The following is a 20,154-nucleotide window of genomic DNA, read 5'->3' as shown; positions in this document are numbered from 1 at the left end:
CATAGCCCGTTAAGGGACTAGGCTGGAGGCCGTGCTTAGACGAACGAAGATTGTATGTACCCTCGGTCCAGCAGTTGCTTCGCTGGAGGGGATTACCGGGCTGGTCAACGCCGGCATGGATGTTGCCCGTCTGAATTTCTCTCACGGCGAGCATGAGGACCACGCTCAGAACTACCATTGGGTGCGTGAAGCATCCGACGCTACGGGACATGCCGTCGGTATTCTCGCCGATTTGCAGGGACCAAAGATTCGCCTCGGTCGTTTTAAGGAAGGCTCGACGTATTGGGCTGACGGCGAGATTGTGCGCATCACCGTCGACGATGTCGAAGGCACGCACGACCGCGTTTCCACCACGTACAAGAACCTCGCTGATGATGCCCGTCCGGGCGATCGCCTGCTTGTCGACGACGGCAAGGTGGGCCTGGAGTGCATCGAGGTAGATGGCAATGATGTGGTGTGCCGTGTCATCGAGGGCGGTCCGGTCTCTAACAACAAGGGTGTTTCCCTGCCGGGGATGAACATCTCGGTGCCGGCTCTGTCGGAGAAGGATATCGCTGACCTGCGCTTTGCCCTCAAGCTAGGGGTGGACTTCATTGCGCTGTCCTTCGTCCGTTCGCCTTCCGACGTCGAACTGGTCCATGCGGTCATGGATGAGGTTGGCCGTCGTGTCCCGATTATCGCCAAGCTGGAGAAGCCAGAGGCAGTCGAGTCTCTTGAGGCGATTATCCTGGCCTTCGATGCCGTGATGGTTGCCCGTGGCGACCTCGGTGTTGAGGTGCCGCTGGAAGATGTTCCGCTGGTTCAGAAGCGCGCTATTCAGATTGCCCGCGAGAACGCTAAGCCGGTCATCGTGGCCACCCAGATGCTTGATTCCATGATTGCGAATTCGCGCCCGACTCGTGCGGAGGCCTCCGACGTGGCCAATGCTGTGCTCGATGGCGCAGATGCCGTGATGCTTTCGGGTGAGACTTCGATTGGTAAGTACCCGCAGGCCACGGTAAAGACCATGGCTCGCATCGTTACCGCCGCTGAGCGCGAGGGCGAAGTTCCTGCGCTGACTCACATGCCGCGCACTAAGCGTGGTGTTATTTCCTACGCAGCTCGCGATATCGGTGAGCGCTTGAATGCCCGCGCTATGGTTGCTTTCACCACCTCGGGTGATACCGCTCGCCGTGTGGCACGTTTGCACTCTCGCCTGCCGCTGCTGGTATTCACTCCGAATCAGCAGGTTCGTTCGCAGCTTGCGCTGACGTGGGGCGCGGAGACCTTCTTGGTGCGCGAGGTTAACAGCACGGATGAGATCATGCAGGTCATCGATGAGCAGCTCTTGACCATGGAAAACTACAACGCTGGTGACACGCTGGTCGTTGTTGCTGGTACCCCTCCAGGAAATGAGGGCAATACCAACATGATTCACGTCCACGTTATTGGCGAGGACGCACGCTAGCTCTTTGGCACGTTTGAAAAGCCGGTAAGCCCTTGTGGGGCCTACCGGCTTTTTGCTAGAGCCTTTCGACCTGGGGTTAAGTAGCAAAACTCACAACCCGAAACCTGAGCTGTCTTTTCTTGCGCGGTGCGCGGTGGCAAGCGGCCGACAAACGACCCTTACTTTGCCAAGTAGGACAGCACGGCGGCAGCGGCGGCAGAAGTCGCGGAGGTAGCCGTCGGCTCGAAGTCCGGCAGGAATGTCGGCATGTGGTTCGACGGCACGTCTTCGACCACGCGGTCGGCAGCAACGGCGGCTTCCCACGTATCCCGAGGTGTGGCGCCAACGGTCCAGTAGACATATGGGCAGTTCAGGCCACGCGGTAGGTCTGAGAAGTCCTCCGACGCGGTCCACGGCACAGCGTCGGTGGAATCGTCGCCAAGCACAGCGTCCATGACCGGGCGAATCGTGGCAAACGCCTCCGGATCATTGTCAGTGACTTCGCCGTGATCGGAGTACTCAATCACAGGCTCAACCTCAGTGCCGGAAGCCAGGCACTCGCCACGTACAACGCGCTCAATGCCCGCAATGAGCTTCGCGCGCACCTCGTTGGAGTAGTAGCGAATGTTCAGCACAATCTTGGCCTGGCCAGGGATTGTGTTATTCGAATTGCCGGACTGCAGCGTGCCGACGGACAAAACACCAAACTCGTGGGGAGGAATCTCGCGCCCCACAATTCCTTGCAAACGCAGAACGATTGCAGCGGCCAAGTACGTCGGGTCAATGGCGTTATGAGGCATAGATCCATGTGCGGAGCGACCTGTCAGCGTGATGCTAATGGTGTCACAGCCAGCAAGCGCCGGGCCGGGCATGGTCATAACCTGACCTGCGGGGCCGGGAACAACGTGCTGGCCGAAGCACACATCTGGGGTGGGGATGAGGTCTGCCAGGCCGTCGTCAATCATGGCCTGTGCACCACAGGCCAGTTCCTCGGCGGGCTGGAACAGGGCAATGAAAGTACCCGACCACTCAGACTTAGTTGCTGCCATCAGGCTAGCCAGGCCAAGACCGGCCGTCATGTGCATGTCATGGCCACAGGCGTGCATGACGGCGGTGGCAGAACCATCGCGGGCGGTACCGGTGGCAGAGGAAGCGAAGTCCACACCTGTTTCCTCGAAAACGGGAAGCGCATCGATATCAGCGCGGAATAGCACGGTAGGGCCGGGGCCATTTTCCATGACACCAACGAGGCCGTGACCGCCGATTCCCTCATGCACTGTGTAAGTGCCCATGTCGCGAAGAGCACCGGCCAGATACGCGGCAGTTTTCTCCTCCGCCTGAGATAGCTCCGGATGCTGGTGCAGGTAGCGGTAGATTTCCCACTGCCGCTCCAATGGCACTCGATGGGTGGCGATGAGGTCGCGAATGCGGCTCAGTCGTGCTTCATTGTTGCTCACCTGGTTTAAGACTCCTAACTTCTCTCTACTCTGTGCCAGAGGACTACAGCCGCGACCCGTCTTCGACGAGCGGGTTGTACTTCAGCGAGTTTGGCTGGCACTGGCACTCGGTCGCAATGTGAATGCTGTCCGAGATCTTCCCGGTCTCCCGTAAACGGTACATCTCCGGGACAACGCGGTCGCGCAGATCCCATGGGGAGATGGTGTTCAGATAAATCTTGGTGCCACCTTCAAAGCCGGCCAAGTTTGAGGTGCGCCACTTAATCATTACGCGCCACGGCATCCGGGCATCCAAATCGACAGGGCGGTGGTGCCATTCCTCGTTACACGGAATGGTGGGGCCGGCAGCGGCATGACAGGCGTGAATCAGGTCCGACATTGCGTCGATCTCAGCCCGGGTTTGCAGCCACGGTTCGCAGACATCCGACTTCGAGAAGATCTCCAGCGTCGGGTAGCGGTGTCCGAATCCTGCGAAAGCCACCGCGTGCTCGTTTTCCGCGATAACCAGGTTGTGGCGGGCCGCATAGTCCACTGCGTATTCGTTGTAGATATTCGGGTTCTTGCGCACCGCCTGCACTTCGCGCTTGAGCTGCTCGCCGTGCTCATCGATGGCCACAAGCTGCTTGTGCAAGTGATCGAAGCTGGCGCCTGCCGGCTTCAGCCAGTTTTGGAAAGCGGCCACATAACGCACGTAGCGGTTACGTCGGTACAGGTCAGCAATCGACTCGACGGTAAACGCAATGAGTGCGCGGTGCTCGGCAACGCTCAATGTGCCAGATGAAGCCAGCTGGTTATCGTGAGTAGCGCCGTCGACAAAGTGGCGACGGGCAACAATCACATCGTGGCCACCGGCGAAATAGCTCGGGGCGCGGCGCAGCAATTCCTCGTCGGAAAGCGCGCTGATTTCCTCTTCGCTGCATCCAGCGGCGCGGTAGCGCGTGCGAATGATGTTGAGCACATGCTCGCGGCCTTGCGGATCGTCGAGGTAGGCCTCCATACGCTGCTGAGTTTCGCGGTCGGGCTCGAATCCGTAGTTGTCCGCCCAGTATTCATAGGAGACGATTTCGAACAGGTTGGGCACGCGACGGAATTCGGCAGTGGTGTCGAAGAGCTGGTCGGGCAGTACTCCCGTTAGAGTGCTGTAGCCGCCGAACACCGATTCGTCGAGGACCACGCGGGCCTTCTCCGGCGGGGTTTGCAGCAGATTGTTCCAGCCGAAGGAATCGCGGGAACCAAAATCCTCCTCGCTCAGCGGCTGCGGATCCGTGTGTTTCACTCCCAACGGCCGATTGCCACGACCAGGGACGGTCCACACCTGAGTACCGGAAAAAGGATTGACTTGCTTCACCGTGCCGTCGGCAAGCGTGATGAGAGGATTGCTGAAAGCCTGCATAAGTCCAACACTACGTCGTTGCTGGCGGTCGGCGCGCCAACGTAGGGGGACAGGGGCTTGACGACGGTTAGCTATTGTCTGGCCGTCTCGCGTGGCTTAGCCTGTGAAGTTATGTCGAAGATTGTTTTTCACTGCCTGGTGAAGCCGGCCGAATCGGAGGCGCTGGCCGAGGCATTTCGTACCAAGTTGAGTGAGTTTGACCGCGCCGGGCGAGTTAGTGATGTGGATGTTTCGGTGGCGTCGGCGGACACTGACGCGCAGTTGGTGGAGCAGTGGGAGCGCGAGAACCCGAAGGAGCCGCTCGGAGAGAGGAAGGTATTCCGTTATCTCTTGAGCTTCGATCAGCACGGTGGTTCTCTCAATGAACTCGCTATGGACCTCTCGGAGCTACTGACTCCGCGTGCAGAATTGCCCCCGGACCCGGTGCTGCGTGAGTTCGACGAATTACTCGAATCTGTTGCGACGTATCCCTGGAATGTTGCCGTATTTAGGTAATTTCCTACCTAATCGGTGAAAAGTGTAACCGGTCACAGTGGCGGTGCTTGGCTCGGAGAGCGGGTGTAGTGCGAAACACTACGAGTTTTCCCAGCAATATGCCGTTGTATAATTATGTCCGCTTCAATATCTACAGTTGCCCAGTCCTTGTGCACACAACCTGTGCCGCCGAGTTACGGCAACCGAGAAGTGGTTTACAACCGCTGACGGTTTGTTCTTCGTGGGCGCCATAATGGTTTCGCAGAGAGGTTTATTTTGAATATCGAGCAGAAGGTTTCGGGACTCTATGACCAGATTCTCACCCGAAACGCCGGTGAGCCGGAGTTCCACCAGGCAGTGGCAGAAGTTCTGGAGTCGCTGAAGGTCGTCCTGGAAAAGGACCCGCACTATGGTGACTACGGCTTGGTTCAGCGTCTGTGTGAGCCGGAGCGCCAGATTATTTTCCGCGTGCCGTGGGTCGACGACCAGGGGAAGGTCCAGGTCAACCGTGGCTTCCGTGTTCAGTTCAACTCTGTGCTGGGCCCGTACAAGGGCGGTCTGCGCTTCCACCCGAGCGTGAATCTGGGCATCATTAAGTTCCTGGGCTTCGAGCAGATCTTCAAGAACTCCCTGACCGGCCTGCCAATCGGTGGCGGCAAGGGTGGCTCCGACTTTGATCCGAAGGGCAAGTCCGAGCTGGAAATCATGCGCTTCTGCCAGTCGTTCATGACTGAGCTGCACCGCCACATCGGTGAGTACCGTGACGTCCCGGCCGGTGACATCGGCGTCGGTGGTCGCGAGATTGGCTACCTGTTCGGTCAGTACCGCCGTATGGCGAACCAGCACGAGTCCGGCGTTCTTACCGGTAAGGGCCTGACCTGGGGCGGTTCCCTGGTTCGTACCGAGGCCACCGGTTACGGCTGTGTCTACTTCACTGAAGAGATGATGAAGGCCAACGGTGCTGACATCAACGGTGCCAAGGTCATCGTTTCCGGTTCCGGTAACGTCGCCATCTACGCCATTAGGAAGGCTCAGGAGCTCGGTGCTACCGTCGTCGGTTTCTCTGACTCCTCCGGTTACGTCTCCACTCCGAACGGTGTCGACGTCGAGCTGCTGAAGGAAATCAAGGAAGTTCGTCGTGCTCGTGTCTCCGAGTACGTCGCTGAGGCTGAGGGCGCTGAGTTCCACGAGGGTGGCAACATCTGGGAGCTCAAGGCCGATGTCGCACTGCCGTGTGCAACTCAGAATGAGCTCAATGGCGAGTCCGCAAAGTTGTTGGTCGAAAACGGCTGCCGCTTCGTTGCCGAGGGCGCAAACATGCCGTCCACTCCGGAGGCCATCGAGGTCTTCAAGACTAACGGTGTCCACTTCGCACCGGGCAAGGCCGCTAACGCCGGTGGTGTTGCTACCTCCGCTCTGGAGATGCAGCAGAACGCTACCCGCGATTCGTGGTCCTTCTCCTACACCGATGAGCGCCTGAAGCGCATCATGACCAACATCTTCAAGAACTGCGAGACCACCGCAGCTGAGTACGATCACGAGGGTAACTACGTGCTCGGTGCCAACATCGCTGGCTTCAAGAAGGTCGCTAACGCAATGCTGGCTCAGGGCGTCATCTAGTCTGTTAACGTTTCCGCTTTACGACGGATCCTCGGCAACCCCGCCCGTCGAATAGCCAAAAAGCCCACGCTGTAAACTCCCTCCCATGGAGTTATCAGTGTGGGCTTTTGTCTTTATCGTGGCAACGATTTTTGTCGGGGCCCTGATGCAGCGAATAGCCGGTATGGGACTCGGACTGTTGGGAGGTCCGGTCCTCTCACTGGTTGCAGGTCCAGTAGCAGGAATTTTGATTATTAACGTGCTCGCATCGGTCAATGCGATTATGCAGACCATCTCGGTGCGAGAAAACGTCGACTGGAAGAAGTTCTGGCTAATTGGTCCGGTGATGGCTTTTGGGGCGCTGCCAGGCGCCTGGGTGGTTCACAATACGCCCAGTGGGCCACTCCAGGTTCTGGTCGGTGGGCTAGTGCTGCTTGCGCTGCTGGTGACATCCTTTATGCCTCAGCGCATGCGTGTCGACGGCCCACAATACGCCGTTGCTTCTGGCGTGGCCGGCGGCTTTATGAATACCTTGGCGGGCATCGCGGGCCCGGCCATCACCGTTTACGCACAGGCTTCCCGTTGGCCAGCGCAGACGTTTGCGGCCACCCTGCAGCCGCTCTTCTTTGTCTCCGGTGCGTTGTCCTTGCTGTTCAAGGAAATCAGCGCTGATGTTTCTGTCTTCGCCACCACGCCGGTTATACTCTGGCCGCTGTGTTTGGTTGCCATGATTGTGGGTATATTTTTGGGCACCCGCGTTTCTCGACGAGTGCCCATTGTGCAAGCCCGAAAGCTCGCGGTCATTCTGGCGACTACCGGCGCGGCAGTCACTATGTTTCGCGGAATCTCCGCAACTTTTGGCGCTTAGGCCTGCTGTTCCGCCTGCCAGCCTCTCCTTGCTGTTACTTCAGCAGCGAAGACAGGAAGTTGCGGGTGCGCTCGTGCTGCGGATTACCCAGCACCTCATCCGGGGTGCCCTTTTCCACGACCACGCCGTCAGCCATGAACACAACCTGGTCGGCGACTTCGCGGGCAAAGCCCATCTCGTGCGTTACGACGACCATGGTCATGCCCTTATCGGCCAAACCACGCATGACGTTGAGAACCTCACCGACGAGCTCCGGGTCAAGAGCTGAAGTCGGCTCATCGAAGAGCATCAGCTTCGGTTCCATGGCCAGCGCACGGGCAATGGCAACCCGCTGCTGCTGGCCGCCCGAGAGCTGAACAGGGTAAGCATCGGCCTTGTGTGCCAGACCAACAGTCTCCAGCAGCTCCATGGCGCGCTTTTCAGCCTGCTCCTGGGAGACACCCTTTACCAGCACTGGTGCCTCGGTGATATTTCCCAGCACCGTGCGGTGCGGGAACAGGTTGAAGTTCTGGAATACCATGCCAATGTCGCGACGCTGACGGGCAGCTTCTGCGGCGGAAATTTCGTAGAGGCTGCCGTTCTTTTCGCGGTAGCCAATCAGGGAACCGTCGACGTAGAGACGGCCGGCATTGACCTTCTCCAGGTGGTTGATACAGCGCAGCAGCGTAGACTTACCGGAGCCCGAAGGCCCGATGAGGCAGGTAACCGTACCGCGTGGAACCTCCAGGTCGATGCCCTTGAGGACCTCGAGACGGCCGAAGTTCTTCCGAACCCTTTGCGCCTCAACCATCAAATCTTTGGTAGTCATTTACTGCGGATCCTCTCGGTAGAAGTGCTCTTCGTCCTTATCGACAACGCGAGCATTTGCAAGCGGCACACCTTCGGCGTCGGCAAGCGCGGCCAGCTGGCGGGCGGTGAGCTGACGGGTAGCGCCGCGGGCGAAGTAGCGCTCAAGGTAGAACTGTCCGACCATCAGAATCGATGTGATGACCAAGTACCAGGTGGCGGCGACAAGCAGCATCGGTACCGGCAGGAACAGAGCATTGGCGATGTCAGTGGAGCGACCGTAGAGCTCCAGCGAGAACGGCACCGCGATGACCAGCGAAGTGGTCTTCAGCAGGGAGATGAACTCGTTGCCCGTCGGCGGGATGATGATGCGCATAGCCTGCGGCAGGATGGTGCGGCGGACAGTCTGCCACCAGCTCATCCCCAGTGCCTTCGATGCTTCGGTCTGCCCCTCTGGGACAGCCTGGATGCCAGCACGCACAATTTCAGCCATGTATGCGGACTCATTCAAACCGAGACCGACAAATGCCAATACAAAGGTATTGGACAGGACAGTGCTGAGATCAACCTCGGCAACGCCCAGGTCAATCGTCGAGTAGATAGTGCCGAGGAGACCCCAAAAGACCAGCTGCACGTAGACCGGAGTTCCTCGGAAAACCCACAGGTAGAACCAAGCAACAGTGGACAGCACAGGGTTGTCCGACATGCGAAGTACCGCGACGATAGCACCACCGACGATACCGATGAGCATGGCCAAGACCGTCAGTGCAATGGTCCAGCCAGCGGCAGCGGCGACTCGCGTGTCGAACAGGTACTGGAAGTAAACATCCCAGTGGTAGGCCTCGTTGCGGGCGGCACCGATGATGAACCAGAGGAAGAGCACCAGCAGCACTGCTGCGGTGATCCAGCGACCCGGGTGCGGCAGCGGTTTGGCCTTAATTTCTTCGTTGAGTTCCGCCTGTGTGGCCTCGTAGCGGGCGCCAGACGCAGATGAGTCGCTCACTTAAAGTTCCTCTCCGTTAATAGTGGCGCGTTCCAAAGCACCGTCTTCCAAACCCCATGTGGTCAGGATTTGCTTGTACTGGCCGTTGTCGATGAGGTACTGCAGTGCCTGCTGCAGCACTGGGCCGAGTTCTGAATCCTTCGGAATAGCGAATCCGAACGGGGCACCATCGTAGATATCTCCGGCAAGTTCGAGTTTGCCCTCAGAACGATTGACCGCGTAGGCACTGACTGGTGAGTCAGCTGCCAGCGCGTCAGCACGCCCCAGCACCACAGTGGTAGCGGCGGTACCAGCATCCTGGTAGGCCAATTTGTTAATTGGTGGCAAACCGCGATCCAGACAATCCTGATTCTTTACCGGCAGGTCCTCCATGTCAGCGACGGTATTGCGCTGAACGGCGACAGTTTTGCCACAGTAGTTGTCGGAGCTGGCGTCGCTGCCCGGGCGACGTGCCCACTGCAGGCCGGTATCCAGGTAGTCGACGAAGTCGTAGGTCTTGCGGCGCTCCTCGTTTGAGGTGAAACCGGAGGCTCCAACATCAACTGCGCCGGCCGACAGAGCCGGCAGAATCAGTGCGAAATCCTGTTCTTGGATTTCAATCTTCAGGTCCAAGACACTGGCCATGGCTCGGATGAGATCGATGTCGAAGCCGATGATGGAACCGGCGGAATCCTTGAACTCTGCCGGGGCGAATGTTGGGTTGGTGCCGATGCGCAATACTTCGCGCTTACGAAGATCTGCTGGGACCTGTTTCGCCAGTTCGGGGACCGCTGCCGGTTTGATCTCTGACCAGCCCTCGGGGTTACCGCTTTCGTCATTGGTGACACAGCCTGTAAGCCCTAAGAACAAGGTCGCAGTCAGCGTGGCAGCCGCCAATGCGATGGGTCTTTTCATATCTGAATATGTTACCTAGGCACAGGAATACCTTAAATTCGGTACCCCTATTCAGCTGCGTCTTAGGCTGGTACAGGAAAACCGCACACTTTTCAGACTTCCCGAGGGATAGTCAGCGCGGGTTGGATAGTCAGCGCCGGTTTTCTAGTTCGCTTCAGCTGCGGCAAAGCCATTGCCAGTGACATCGAGCGCGCCGACCGCGCCGGAGGCCGGGTCGCTCAGCGCAGCATCGCGGACAGCCTTCGCTACAGCCGGCATGACGCGCGAATCCAGCGCCGACGGAATAATGCGGTCGGCACTCAAATCTTCTACGCCAACATTTGCAATCGCCTGAGTACCAGCCAGCTTCATGGCCTCGGTGATCCGCTTGGCACCCGCCTCTAGTGCGCCGCGGAACAGACCCGGGAAGGCCAGCACATTATTAATCTGGTTCGGATGATCCGAGCGGCCAGTGGCCACGACGGCTCCGTACTTGCGGGCGACTTCCATCGGAATCTCCGGAATCGGGTTGGCCAGCGAGAACAGAATCGGGTCAGCGGCCATCTGGCTAATCGCATCCTCGCCGATACGGCCGGCAGAGACGCCGATGAACACGTTAGCGTCGACAAGCGCATCGTTGATCGAACCGGTGATACCGCGCGGGTTAGTCATGCCGGCGACCCACTGCTTGATGTCGCTCAGTGGCTCGCGGTCCGGATGGATGATGCCGCGCGAATCGACGACGACGATGTCGGACACGCCAGCGGACAGCAGCATCTTCGTCGCAGCGACACCAGCAGCACCAGCGCCGGAGATGACCACGCGGAGATCCCGGAAGCTGCGGCCGGTCAGCTTGCAGGCGTTGATCAGTCCGGCGGCGATGACGATGGCGGTGCCGTGCTGGTCGTCGTGGAAGATAGGGATGTCGAGCTCTTGGTCGAGACGCTGCTCAATCTCGAAGCAGCGAGGCGCGGAGATGTCTTCGAGGTTTACACCGCCAAACGACGGCGCCAGCGCCTTCACCGTCTGGATGATTTCCTCCGTGTCGAGGGTATCCAAGACGATCGGCACAGCGGAGATACCGGCGAACTGTTCGAAGAGCTGGGCCTTTCCTTCCATCACCGGTAGCGCGGCCTTGGGGCCGATGTCGCCGAGGCCAAGCACTGCGGTGCCGTCGGAGATCACTGCGACGTTCTGGCCCGTCCAGGTGTAGGTGCGTGCCAAGGCCGGATCTTCGTGGATAGCCTCACAGACGCGAGCGACGCCTGGGGTGTAGCCGATGGAGAGGTCGCGAATCGTCTCGAGCTTCATGGTCGAGTGCGAGCGGAGCTTGCCGCCTCGGTGCGCCTCGAAGATTTCCGCATCGGTGATGGTGGACGGATCCGTAGGGGCAGTGTCTTCCGGCACGGCGTGAAGCGGCGTCTTAGCGGAGTTCGCGTTCGCAGAGTGGGCGGAGGAGCTAGAAGAAGAATTCGCAGCAGGCATGATGACAGTCCAAAACGTGTTGAGTACTGAGTACGTTGTACTTTGAGAAAACTCGACCGCGGCGAGAGCTGCTGGTGGGCAGCGCGTAAAGCCGGGAGCAAGGCTGGCCGGTGATACGTAGTGGTGTGCGTAAAACTAGACCATTCTTGCTATACGGGATTGGTATCTCATTATATGGACAGTGGGGTGGAAAATAAAATCTTTTGGGAAATTCTGTGGGGATTGGGGAGTGTGGTGGAGCCGGGGAACTGAGGCTGTGGGCTCCACTCCTCGGCCTCTTTTGGCTTTCTATTGGTTTGGAAAATGTTGGCGATATTATTGCCGACATTGAACAAGCGCAGGCCGAGGTCGAAGGCTAGTTTGCGGAGAATTTAACCAGGTCCAAGGCCTGTTTTTGCGGGGAGGGCCCGGTTATTCTTGTCCTCGGCGGCGTTTTATGGTTCGCGAATCGAAAATATTTGTGTAATGGCGGAAAGTTGAATCCGGGGTTCCTGGGATAGTTCCAACTGACGACAGAGAGCTGTTCGTTTATTGCAACTTCTACACAGGAGGCTTCTTACGATGTCCGATTCCACTTTCCCACAGAACCTGCAGAGCCCACAGAACCCGTATGGCTCCCAGAATCCGTATGTCTCCGAGAATCCGCAGGATTCGCTGGGGCAGCAGTACTACCAGCACAACCCGCAGGATCCGCTCGGCCAGCAGCCCTACCCGCAGGGTCCGTCGGCAGCGGGGCAGGTGCCTCCGGCTCCGAAAGAAAAGAAGAAGGGTGGCTGCTTCAAGTGGGGTGGTATCGCCGCGGGTGCTGTTGTGGTCCTAGCTGTGGCGGCCAGCTTGACTGGTGGCGGTGACACTGACTCGGGTTCCGATTCTGAAGCTGCGTCTCTCTTTGGCTCGGAGACTGCCGTTGCGGCTGATTCTGGGACTGTTGAGAATGCCGATTTCGCTGAGTCTTCCGAGGCGGGTGTAGATGAGCAGCAAGGTCAGACGGGGGAGCAGCAGAAGCAGGATGAGAAGGTCCCGACCGAATACAAGAATGCTCTCCGCAAGGCAGAGATTTACGCGAATCGCATGCACATGTCGAAGGCCGGTATTTATGATCAGCTGACCTCGGAGTATGGCGAGAAGTTCTCACCGGAGGCTGCCCAGTATGCAATGGATAACCTTGAAGCGGACTGGAATAAGAACGCACTGGAAAAGGCGAGAATCTATCAGGATTCGATGGCAATGTCCCCGGATGCGGTTTACGAGCAGCTGACGTCGGAATACGGCGAGCAGTTTACTCCGGAGGAAGCTCAGTACGCGGTGGATAACCTGTAGCAGCGGACTTCGTTTGGTGATGACGCCAATTGGCCAGAGTCCAGTTGGATGCATGCTGCAAAAGGACGGCTTCCGCTTCACCAGAATGGATTTGCTGCACACTGAACGGCTGTTGGTGAAGCGGAAACCGTCTTGACTGTTTTAATGCGTGACCGGGCAGTTGAGCGAGTGTCGGCAGCACAACTTCGGCGCGGTACAATTCGTGCCGTTTATAAACCGCGCCCGCATCGGCGACCGCGGCGGCAAATCAGAAGTAACCGCGCCACTGCGCCGCTACACAGACGCAGCCACCTATCTTGCAGAAGACATCGCTGAGTTTCGAGTCTCCATCACAGAAGAGCAGCGGCAAGCTTTGTTGAGTGGGATTTCCGAGTACGCCGATGGCGATGAAGAAGTTTTCAGAGCGTATGCTCGCCTGTTGAAATCATCGGACTCAAAAGCCATGGAGCAGCCACATTCGCGAGGTGCGAGTCCCCGCCATGGCACTGCCCCGTTCACTCAATCGGTAGTGGCGGGGTTTTCTTATGCCCAAAAACAGATTCACCCAGGAGTTAACGCAGGCCTCAGGACGTAATACGTCGCTCATTTGTCGCTCATTTTTGGTGCAAAATACCCGTGAAAGTACGTGAAAGTGCGTGAAAGATAGTGAATACTCAGACAACCAAAAACCCGCTCCCACCAGGCTAAAAGCCAGGTGAAAGCGGGTTTTGAAATCGTGCCCCCGGTGAGACTCGAACTCACACTGGACGGGTTTTGAATCCGTTGCCTCTGCCAATTGGGCTACAGGGGCGCAAAGCCGTCGATAAGCGAAAATGCTCTATCGAAGCGACTCTGACTAGTTTAGTCCATCGACCCCGAATTAGAAAAACGGCGCTGCGCATAAGCAACGACGCTGACGATTGCGGCGCCGAGAATGAACAGTCCGAGGGCGAGCCCCCAGTCGGAGCCGATGCCCTGGAGCTCGTTGTTTTCGGTCTGCCACGGCCAGAGAGCGCGCAGCGAACCGAGCATGAGGCCGGACATGGCGACCAACGTGAGCGCCTGGTGCGTACTCAGGAGCCATTCGAGGAAGCGGATGAACAGGACGATGCCGATCAGCGCGCCGACGAAGAACGTGCCGATGTAAGCGAAGTCGCGGTCGTGAATTGCGCCCATGGTCGGTGCGTAGAGGCCGATGACCAACAGGAAGAAGGAACCGGAAACGCCCGGCAGAACCAGCGCGCACACGGCAATCGAGGCGGCGATGAGCACGAGCCAGAGAGGCGGCTGCGTCGGTGCGGCCTGCGGTAGGGAAGTAAGCGCGAACAGGGCGATGCTGAAGAACAGGAAGACAGCGATGGCCTTGCCGCGCATGCCCGGCTGACGCAGAGCGCCCGGCTGTAGCTCGTTCAGCGGCATGGTGATCGAGGCGGCGATCATGCCCATGAACAGTGCTCGGGAAGCGACTGGCTGGTTGGTGACGAAGCTCTCCATGACGCCTGCCATGGAGAAGACCACGGCAACCATGCCGATAGCCACTGGAATAAGCAGCCACCAGTCAATTCTGCGCAGGTCCTCCTTGAAGGTGCCCTTCGAGATTGCCCGCGGCAGGTCGGTGATGCGCTTGGCCGATTCAATCAGGCGTCCGTAGATGCCCGTGATCAGCGCAAGCGTACCTCCGGAGACACCTGGAATCGTCTCGGCGAGACCAATGAGGCCACCGCGAACTGCGTTGGCGATGACACCCAGCGGGGTCGGCTTCGGGATTTCAGAGTAGGGGCTCGTGGTCGGCAGCGTGGTCGACTCTGCGCCAGGAGCGCTCATATTTTCAGTAGACATCGCAGGCCATTGTATGTCTTCCACCTGAGAAGAAGCGTATTTCCGTGTGTGTATAAGAGGCTTCGGGGTGCGATTAAGGACACAAAGTAAAAAAGCAGCGCCTGGGGCGGCGCTGCTGATTCAGTGAGTTACGCAGGAGTAGGCGGTGGGCAGTGGGAGCTGGAGCTGCTTCCTTATCCGTGCTCGGTTCTTAGCCGTGTTCGATGATCTGCTGCAGGCAGCTGCCCAGGGCCTCCACCGAAATCCTCGGCGCGTTGGCCTCATCGATCAGACCAGTATCAGACAGGACTAGGTATCCGACGCAGAGGGAAATAGCCATCTGGCTGCGGTGCACAGCAGTGTCGTGGCTAACGTCTTCCGGTCCGTCTTCTTCGACGCGGCGAATCAAGTCATCTGCAACAGCTTCATTGAACCGCTCGGCAATGACTTTTGCGGTTTCCTCGGAGTCGAGGGATCCGACAATCAGCGGAATCATGGACTGCCCGGCCATTCCTTGACCAGTCAAAATAGCGCTGGCCATCCGCTGGCCAAGTTCATTGAAGGGAGCTCGGCTGAGTGTGCCTTTGAACTGGCTGAAGTTAATCAGTTCGGCCATGAGGCCTTCTTTGGAGCCGAAGTACTTGATGATGAGCGGCGCGCTAACGCCCGCATCGCTGGCAATTTCCTTCAGCGGCACGCTTCGCAAAGGCTTGCGCGCGAAGTGCCGAGCTGCAGCCGCGATGATGCGTTCGCGGGTGGACTGGGCGCTCCGTTGGAAATCGGTCGAATCGAACTCACTCATGCTGAAGAGTCTAAAGCCATGAAAGCGTAACTACGCCAATTGATTTCAGACGCATGCGCAGGACGTGGCGATATGTTTTCGCGGCCACCTCAAAGAGGGGGTAATTACTAGGTGCCTCATTTGGGGCAGGTTCCGTGCATGTTGTCGAACAATCGCTGGAAAATATGGAAAAACTCCAGGAAAATAAGGCGAATATTAAAGTTGGATTACAGCATTTTGGAAACTGAAACGAAGTGCCAAGCGATGCTCGGGAGGCTCACTCTTGCGAATCACTGTTCAGGTGGACTAAGGGGCTGCTGAACCCGTTTCAAAATACAGCCTGATTACCGTAATTATTATTCACTGAAGCTGGCCGGCCAACAGCTCATCCTCCGCAGCTCGCGATTCCTCAGCGCGAATCTCAGTTTTCCTACGCTGTTCAATATTTTCCTACGCTGTTCAATATTTTCCTACACTGGGATGTCATGAAGAAGACCCTCATGCTTATCGACGGTCATTCCATGGCCTTCCGCGCGTTCTTTGCCCTTCCGGTGGATAATTTCTCGACCACCGGTGGTCAGACAACGAACGCGGTGTACGGCTTCCTTTCTATGCTGTCCAATATCCTCAGCGAGGAAAAGCCCACGCACGTGGCTGTCGCCTTCGACGTCGCCCGCGAGACGTTCCGCAATGAGATTTTCCCGGAGTATAAGGCCCAGCGTGAGAAGACTCCTGAGGAATTCCGTGGTCAGGTGCCGCTTATTCAGCAGGTGCTGAAAGAGATGGGTATCGTCACGCTGGAGAAGGACAACTACGAGGCCGACGACATTATCGCGACGTTGGCTACCCAGGCCAAGCCTGAGGGTTTCGAAACGCTCATCGTCACCGGTGACCGTGACTCGTTCCAATTGGTCAACGACACCACCACGGTGCTTTATCCAATGCGCGGCGTCACCACGCTGCATCGCTTCACGCCTGCTGCTATCGAGAAGAAGTACGGTCTGACACCGACTCAGTACCCGGACTTCGCGGCTCTCCGCGGCGACCCCTCCGACAACCTCCCGGGCATTCCGGGGGTCGGCGAGAAGACCGCGACGAAGTGGATTGTTCAGTACGGCACGCTGGCAAACCTCATCGACCACGCTGACGAAATCCGCGGCAAAGTCGGCGACAACTTCCGCGAGCGCGTCGCAAACGTCCAGCTGAACCGCGACATCACCGAAATGGTCAAGGATCTGCCCTTGCCGTACGGCCCGAACGAGCTCGAGCTCCGCCCCGCCGACGCCCAGGGGATCATCGACTTCTTCGACCGCCTCGAATTCGGCGACAACCTTCGCGAGCGCGTGTTTCGCACCCTTTCCATCGAAGGCGCGGGCGTCACCGCCTCCACCAGCGACAGCGCGACAAAGCTCGAGGCTGTTTCGCTTGACGACGGCGCCCTGGCTGCCTGGCTCGGTGAACTGCACGAGCCGGCCGCGTTGCAGGTCGGGGAGCACACCCTGATGATTGGCTCCGCCGATGAAAAGGGCAAGACCTCCGGTCAGGCTGTTTCTCTCGACTTGGGCGGGCTTTCCACTGAAGATGCCGACGCACTGCGTGAGTGGCTCGCTGGCGACCATCCGAAGCTGGTGCATGACTCTAAATCGGCCATGCATGCACTCTGGAATTACGACTTCGAGCTGGCAGGGGTCATCCACGACACCTTCTTGGCCGCGTATCTGCTGCGCCCAAGCCAGCGCAGCTACAGCTTGGACAATGTCGTCCAGCGTCACCTGGGCCAGACTCTTTCGCAGGCCGATGGCCAGATGACCCTGCTCGATGGCCCGGCCGAAGACGCTTCCCATGTCGCCGCCGTCATCGACCTGGCTGAGCGATTGGCGGTCGAGCTCGACGAGGCCGGGCTCTACAGTGTGTACGCCGACCTGGAAGTCCCGCTCGCTCCAGTGTTGGGCCGGATGGAGCGTGCCGGTATCGCTGTCGATGTTGATGCGCTCGAGGAGCTCCGAAAGCAGGCGCAGGCGGCTACCGATGAGGCGGAGAGTGAGGCTCGCAACCTCGTCGATAAGCCTGAGCTGAATCTCGGATCTCCGAAGCAGTTGCAAGAAGTGCTGTTTGACCAGCTGGGGATGCCCAAGACGAAGAAGACGAAGACGGGCTATTCCACGGCGGCGAAGGAGATTGAGGGGCTGGCGAAGGTCAACCCGCATCCGTTCCTGGATTACCTGTTGAAGTTCCGCGAGTCGCAGAAGATGAAGTCGACCGTGGAGGGGCTGATTAAGGCTGTCGCTGATGATGGCCGTATTCATACGACCTTTAATCAGGCGGTCGCGGCGACGGGGCGTCTGTCGTCGACGGAGCCGAATCTGCAGAACATCCCGGTGCGCACGGAGTTCGGACGCCGGATTCGTGAGGCGTTTGTGGTGGGCGATGGCTATGCGAAGCTGATCACCGCGGACTACTCGCAGATTGAGATGCGTGTGATGGCGCACCTGTCGCAGGATCCAGGGCTGATTGAGGCCTACCGCCAGGGCGAGGACCTGCACAACTATGTCGGCTCGAAGGTTTTCGGTGTCGGCATTGATGAGGTCACGCCCGAGCTGCGTCGTCGTGTGAAGGCGATGAGCTACGGTCTCGCCTACGGTCTGAGTGCTTTTGGTCTGGCACAGCAGCTCGACATTCCGCAGCGTGAGGCGAAGAAGCTTATGGAGGACTACTTCGAGCGCTTCGGCGGTGTGCGCGATTACCTGCACCAGGTTGTTGAGCAGGCGCGCAAGGACGGCTTTACGGCCACGATGTTCGATCGTCGTCGCTACCTGCCGGAACTCAACGCCGACAACCGCATCGCTCGCGATAACGCGGAACGCGCGGCATTGAACTCGCCGATCCAGGGGTCGGCGGCAGACATTATTAAGATTGCGATGCTCCGGGTCGACGATGCTTTACGACGCGGCGGGTTGCGCTCACGTGTCCTCCTGCAGGTTCATGACGAACTGGTTGTGGAAGTTGCCGATGGGGAAGAGGAAGCCATCAAGGAGCTGCTCCATCGCGAGATGGACTCGGCGGCTGAATTGTTGGTGCCTTTGGATGTTTCCATCGGTGCTGGTGTGAACTGGGATACTGCTGCGCATTAGTGGTGCGAAGGTCGGGCCGTAGTGCTGGTCGGCGGACTTGTTGCGGGCTTGCCGTGGATGTGTTGCGGACTTGAATGTCGCAGCTCAAATCGGTATTGTTCGCTAGGTATGCATTAGCGTGCCGACTTTGCAGCCTCGAACTTCATGGACATCGGGTTAACTAATTGCCAATGGCGAGATTCGCCGAAAGCGGATTTAGCCCGGTTGTCCAGGGGTTTCTTTGAGGGGCAAGGCCGAAATTGTCCGTTTTTCGATTTCTATCCGCTTCGGAGCACATCTTATATGTCCACTTCTAACGTCCCTCAGGTTGCCATCAACGACATTGGCACCGCTGAGGATTTCCTGGCCGCTGTCGACTCGACGATGAAGTACTTCAACGATGGTGACATCGTTGAGGGTACCGTCGTTAAGGTTGACCGCGACGAGGTTCTTCTCGACATCGGCTACAAGACTGAAGGTGTCATTCCTTCCCGCGAACTGTCCATCAAGCACGATGTCGACCCTGACGAAGTGGTCGAAGTTGGCGATGAGATCGACGCGCTGGTCCTGACCAAGGAAGACAAGGAAGGCCGCCTCATCCTGTCCAAGAAGCGCGCTCAGTACGAGCGTGCTTGGGGCACCATCGAGCAGCTCAAGGAGAATGACGAGCCGGTTACCGGTACCGTCATCGAGGTCGTCAAGGGCGGCCTGATCCTCGACATCGGCCTGCGCGGCTTCCTGCCGGCTTCCCTCGTCGAGATGCGTCGTGTCCGCGACCTCCAGCCGTACATCGGCCAGGAGATTGAGGCAAAGATCATCGAGCTCGACAAGAACCGCAACAACGTCGTTCTGTCCCGCCGTGCATGGCTCGAGCAGACCCAGTCTGAGGTCCGCTCCGAGTTCCTGCACCAGCTGCAGAAGGGTCAGGTCCGCAAGGGTGTCGTTTCCTCCATCGTCAACTTCGGCGCATTCGTCGATCTCGGCGGTGTTGACGGCCTGGTTCACGTTTCCGAGCTTTCCTGGAAGCACATCGACCACCCGTCCGAGGTCGTCCAGGTTGGCGACGAGGTCACCGTCGAGGTTCTCGAGGTCGACCTGAACCGCGAGCGCGTTTCTCTGTCCCTGAAGGCTACTCAGGAAGATCCGTGGCGCGTCTTTGCCCGCACTCACGCAATCGGCCAGATTGTTCCGGGCAAGGTCACCAAGCTGGTTCCGTTCGGCGCGTTCGTCCGCGTCGAGGAGGGCATCGAGGGCCTGGTTCACATCTCCGAGCTGGCTTCCCGCCACATCGATGTTCCGGACCAGATCGTCTCCGTCGACGAGCAGGTCATGGTCAAGGTCATCGACATCGACCTCGAGCGTCGTCGTATCTCCCTGTCCCTCAAGCAGGCTGACGAGGACTTCACCGAAGAGTTCGACCCGACCAAGTACGGCATGGGCGACTCCTACGACGAGCAGGGCAACTACATCTTCCCGGAGGGCTTCGACCCGGAGACCAACGAGTGGATGGAGGGCTTCGAGGCCCAGCGCGCAGAGTGGGAGGCTCGCTACGCAGAGGCAGAGCGTCACCACCAGCTGCACGCTGCCCAGATCGAGCGTCACCGCGCTGCAGCTGCCGAGGCTGCAGAGACCGCTTCGAACTACTCCTCCGAGTCCGGCGAGGCAGCTCCGGCTGCTCCGGCCGCACCGGCTGCAGACAACGCTGGCGGCACCCTGGCTTCCGACGAGCAGCTCGCTGCTCTGCGTGAGAAGCTGGCTGGCAACTAAGCTAGACCCCTAAGG

16 protein-coding genes and 1 tRNA gene are annotated in these 20,154 nt (G+C 58.6%); 8 read left to right on the top strand and 9 right to left on the bottom strand.

Features of this window, described 5'->3' with window-relative positions:
- The first annotated feature begins 31 nt into the window (after window positions 1-31).
- Window positions 32-1,447, top strand: coding sequence for a pyruvate kinase (gene pyk / locus NQ014_RS08300; protein ID WP_257074727.1), 1,416 nt, complete (start codon window positions 32-34; stop codon window positions 1,445-1,447).
- Between the two features lie 158 nt (window positions 1,448-1,605).
- Here the strand turns inward: pyk and NQ014_RS08295 are convergent, their stop codons facing one another.
- Together NQ014_RS08295 and NQ014_RS08290 are read right to left on the bottom strand one after the other, a co-directional pair.
- Window positions 1,606-2,883 carry an amidohydrolase gene (locus tag NQ014_RS08295; protein WP_257074726.1) on the bottom strand — a complete coding sequence of 426 codons (1,278 nt, stop codon included), beginning with the start codon at window positions 2,881-2,883 and terminating at the stop codon, window positions 1,606-1,608.
- Window positions 2,884-2,926: 43 nt separating this feature from the next.
- A complete protein-coding gene (locus NQ014_RS08290) occupies window positions 2,927-4,276 on the bottom strand; it encodes a DUF4921 family protein (RefSeq protein WP_257074725.1) in 1,350 nt (449 codons plus the stop codon).
- 111 nt (window positions 4,277-4,387) lie between these two features.
- Here NQ014_RS08290 and NQ014_RS08285 point away from each other — a divergent pair, with 111 nt between their 5' ends.
- The 3 genes from NQ014_RS08285 to NQ014_RS08275 all read left to right on the top strand — a co-directional run bounded on the left by NQ014_RS08285 (window position 4,388) and on the right by NQ014_RS08275 (window position 7,217).
- Window positions 4,388-4,771 carry a hypothetical protein gene (locus NQ014_RS08285; RefSeq protein ID WP_257074724.1) on the top strand — a complete coding sequence of 128 codons (384 nt, stop codon included), beginning with the start codon at window positions 4,388-4,390 and terminating at the stop codon, window positions 4,769-4,771.
- Window positions 4,772-5,026: 255 nt separating this feature from the next.
- Window positions 5,027-6,370, top strand: a complete 1,344-nt coding sequence (gdhA, locus tag NQ014_RS08280; RefSeq protein WP_257074723.1) for an NADP-specific glutamate dehydrogenase — start codon at window positions 5,027-5,029, stop codon at window positions 6,368-6,370.
- A gap of 85 nt (window positions 6,371-6,455) precedes the next feature.
- Complete coding sequence (locus NQ014_RS08275; RefSeq protein ID WP_257074722.1) at window positions 6,456-7,217, top strand: sulfite exporter TauE/SafE family protein; 762 nt, start codon at window positions 6,456-6,458, stop codon at window positions 7,215-7,217.
- A gap of 34 nt (window positions 7,218-7,251) precedes the next feature.
- Here NQ014_RS08275 and ehuA read toward each other — a convergent pair whose 3' ends face one another.
- The 4 genes from ehuA to NQ014_RS08255 form a co-directional block, all read right to left on the bottom strand.
- Entirely contained in the window at window positions 7,252-8,025 is a 774-nt protein-coding gene (ehuA, locus tag NQ014_RS08270) for an ectoine/hydroxyectoine ABC transporter ATP-binding protein EhuA (RefSeq protein WP_115598647.1), read from the bottom strand.
- The gene (locus NQ014_RS08265; protein ID WP_373467717.1) at window positions 8,026-8,943 is read right to left on the bottom strand and encodes an amino acid ABC transporter permease; all 918 of its coding nucleotides are present in this window, start codon (window positions 8,941-8,943) and stop codon (window positions 8,026-8,028) included.
- A gap of 63 nt (window positions 8,944-9,006) precedes the next feature.
- On the bottom strand, window positions 9,007-9,900 hold the full coding sequence (locus NQ014_RS08260; protein ID WP_038625697.1) for an ABC transporter substrate-binding protein: 894 nt from the start codon (window positions 9,898-9,900) through the stop codon (window positions 9,007-9,009).
- A gap of 144 nt (window positions 9,901-10,044) precedes the next feature.
- Entirely contained in the window at window positions 10,045-11,364 is a 1,320-nt protein-coding gene (locus tag NQ014_RS08255) for an NADP-dependent malic enzyme (protein ID WP_257074720.1), read from the bottom strand.
- A gap of 561 nt (window positions 11,365-11,925) precedes the next feature.
- Here NQ014_RS08255 and NQ014_RS08250 point away from each other — a divergent pair.
- Together NQ014_RS08250 and NQ014_RS08245 are read left to right on the top strand one after the other, a co-directional pair.
- Window positions 11,926-12,684 (top strand): Ltp family lipoprotein, encoded by a 759-nt coding sequence (locus tag NQ014_RS08250; RefSeq protein WP_257074719.1) that lies wholly within the window; start codon window positions 11,926-11,928, stop codon window positions 12,682-12,684.
- 148 nt (window positions 12,685-12,832) lie between these two features.
- Window positions 12,833-13,258, top strand: coding sequence for a hypothetical protein (locus tag NQ014_RS08245; RefSeq protein WP_257074718.1), 426 nt, complete (start codon window positions 12,833-12,835; stop codon window positions 13,256-13,258).
- Window positions 13,259-13,400: 142 nt separating this feature from the next.
- Here the strand turns inward: NQ014_RS08245 and NQ014_RS08240 are convergent.
- The 3 genes from NQ014_RS08240 to NQ014_RS08230 form a co-directional block, all read right to left on the bottom strand.
- A tRNA-Leu gene (locus tag NQ014_RS08240) sits at window positions 13,401-13,474 on the bottom strand.
- Window positions 13,475-13,524: 50 nt separating this feature from the next.
- Window positions 13,525-14,502: a DUF368 domain-containing protein gene (locus NQ014_RS08235; protein WP_257074717.1), complete on the bottom strand. Its 978-nt coding sequence runs from the start codon at window positions 14,500-14,502 to the stop codon at window positions 13,525-13,527.
- Between the two features lie 190 nt (window positions 14,503-14,692).
- A complete protein-coding gene (locus NQ014_RS08230) occupies window positions 14,693-15,283 on the bottom strand; it encodes a TetR/AcrR family transcriptional regulator (protein ID WP_257074716.1) in 591 nt (196 codons plus the stop codon).
- 464 nt (window positions 15,284-15,747) lie between these two features.
- Between NQ014_RS08230 and polA the strand changes: the two genes are divergently transcribed.
- Both polA and rpsA read left to right on the top strand, forming a co-directional pair.
- Complete coding sequence (polA, locus tag NQ014_RS08225) at window positions 15,748-18,393, top strand: DNA polymerase I (protein WP_257074715.1); 2,646 nt, start codon at window positions 15,748-15,750, stop codon at window positions 18,391-18,393.
- A gap of 282 nt (window positions 18,394-18,675) precedes the next feature.
- A complete protein-coding gene (gene rpsA / locus NQ014_RS08220; protein ID WP_257074714.1) occupies window positions 18,676-20,139 on the top strand; it encodes a 30S ribosomal protein S1 in 1,464 nt (487 codons plus the stop codon).
- Window positions 20,140-20,154 lie beyond the last annotated feature (15 nt).

Origin of the sequence: Corynebacterium sp. 5QC2CO (genome assembly GCF_024580435.1) — a bacterium.
GTDB lineage: Bacteria > Actinomycetota > Actinomycetes > Mycobacteriales > Mycobacteriaceae > Corynebacterium > Corynebacterium jeikeium_D.
Note: the sequence above shows the minus strand (reverse complement) of the source record. Positions and strands in the feature narration are given on the sequence as shown.

Coding starts and splice junctions, on each gene's coding strand:
- NQ014_RS08290 (WP_257074725.1), bottom strand. CDS start 4,276: ATGCAGGCTTTCAGCAATCCTCTCATCACGCTTGCCGACGGCACGGTG.
- NQ014_RS08285 (WP_257074724.1), top strand. CDS start 4,388: ATGTCGAAGATTGTTTTTCACTGCCTGGTGAAGCCGGCCGAATCGGAG.
- NQ014_RS08275 (WP_257074722.1), top strand. CDS start 6,456: ATGGAGTTATCAGTGTGGGCTTTTGTCTTTATCGTGGCAACGATTTTT.
- ehuA (WP_115598647.1), bottom strand. CDS start 8,025: ATGACTACCAAAGATTTGATGGTTGAGGCGCAAAGGGTTCGGAAGAAC.
- NQ014_RS08260 (WP_038625697.1), bottom strand. CDS start 9,900: ATGAAAAGACCCATCGCATTGGCGGCTGCCACGCTGACTGCGACCTTG.
- NQ014_RS08255 (WP_257074720.1), bottom strand. CDS start 11,364: ATGCCTGCTGCGAATTCTTCTTCTAGCTCCTCCGCCCACTCTGCGAAC.
- NQ014_RS08250 (WP_257074719.1), top strand. CDS start 11,926: ATGTCCGATTCCACTTTCCCACAGAACCTGCAGAGCCCACAGAACCCG.
- NQ014_RS08235 (WP_257074717.1), bottom strand. CDS start 14,502: ATGTCTACTGAAAATATGAGCGCTCCTGGCGCAGAGTCGACCACGCTG.
- NQ014_RS08230 (WP_257074716.1), bottom strand. CDS start 15,283: ATGAGTGAGTTCGATTCGACCGATTTCCAACGGAGCGCCCAGTCCACC.
- polA (WP_257074715.1), top strand. CDS start 15,748: ATGAAGAAGACCCTCATGCTTATCGACGGTCATTCCATGGCCTTCCGC.
- rpsA (WP_257074714.1), top strand. CDS start 18,676: ATGTCCACTTCTAACGTCCCTCAGGTTGCCATCAACGACATTGGCACC.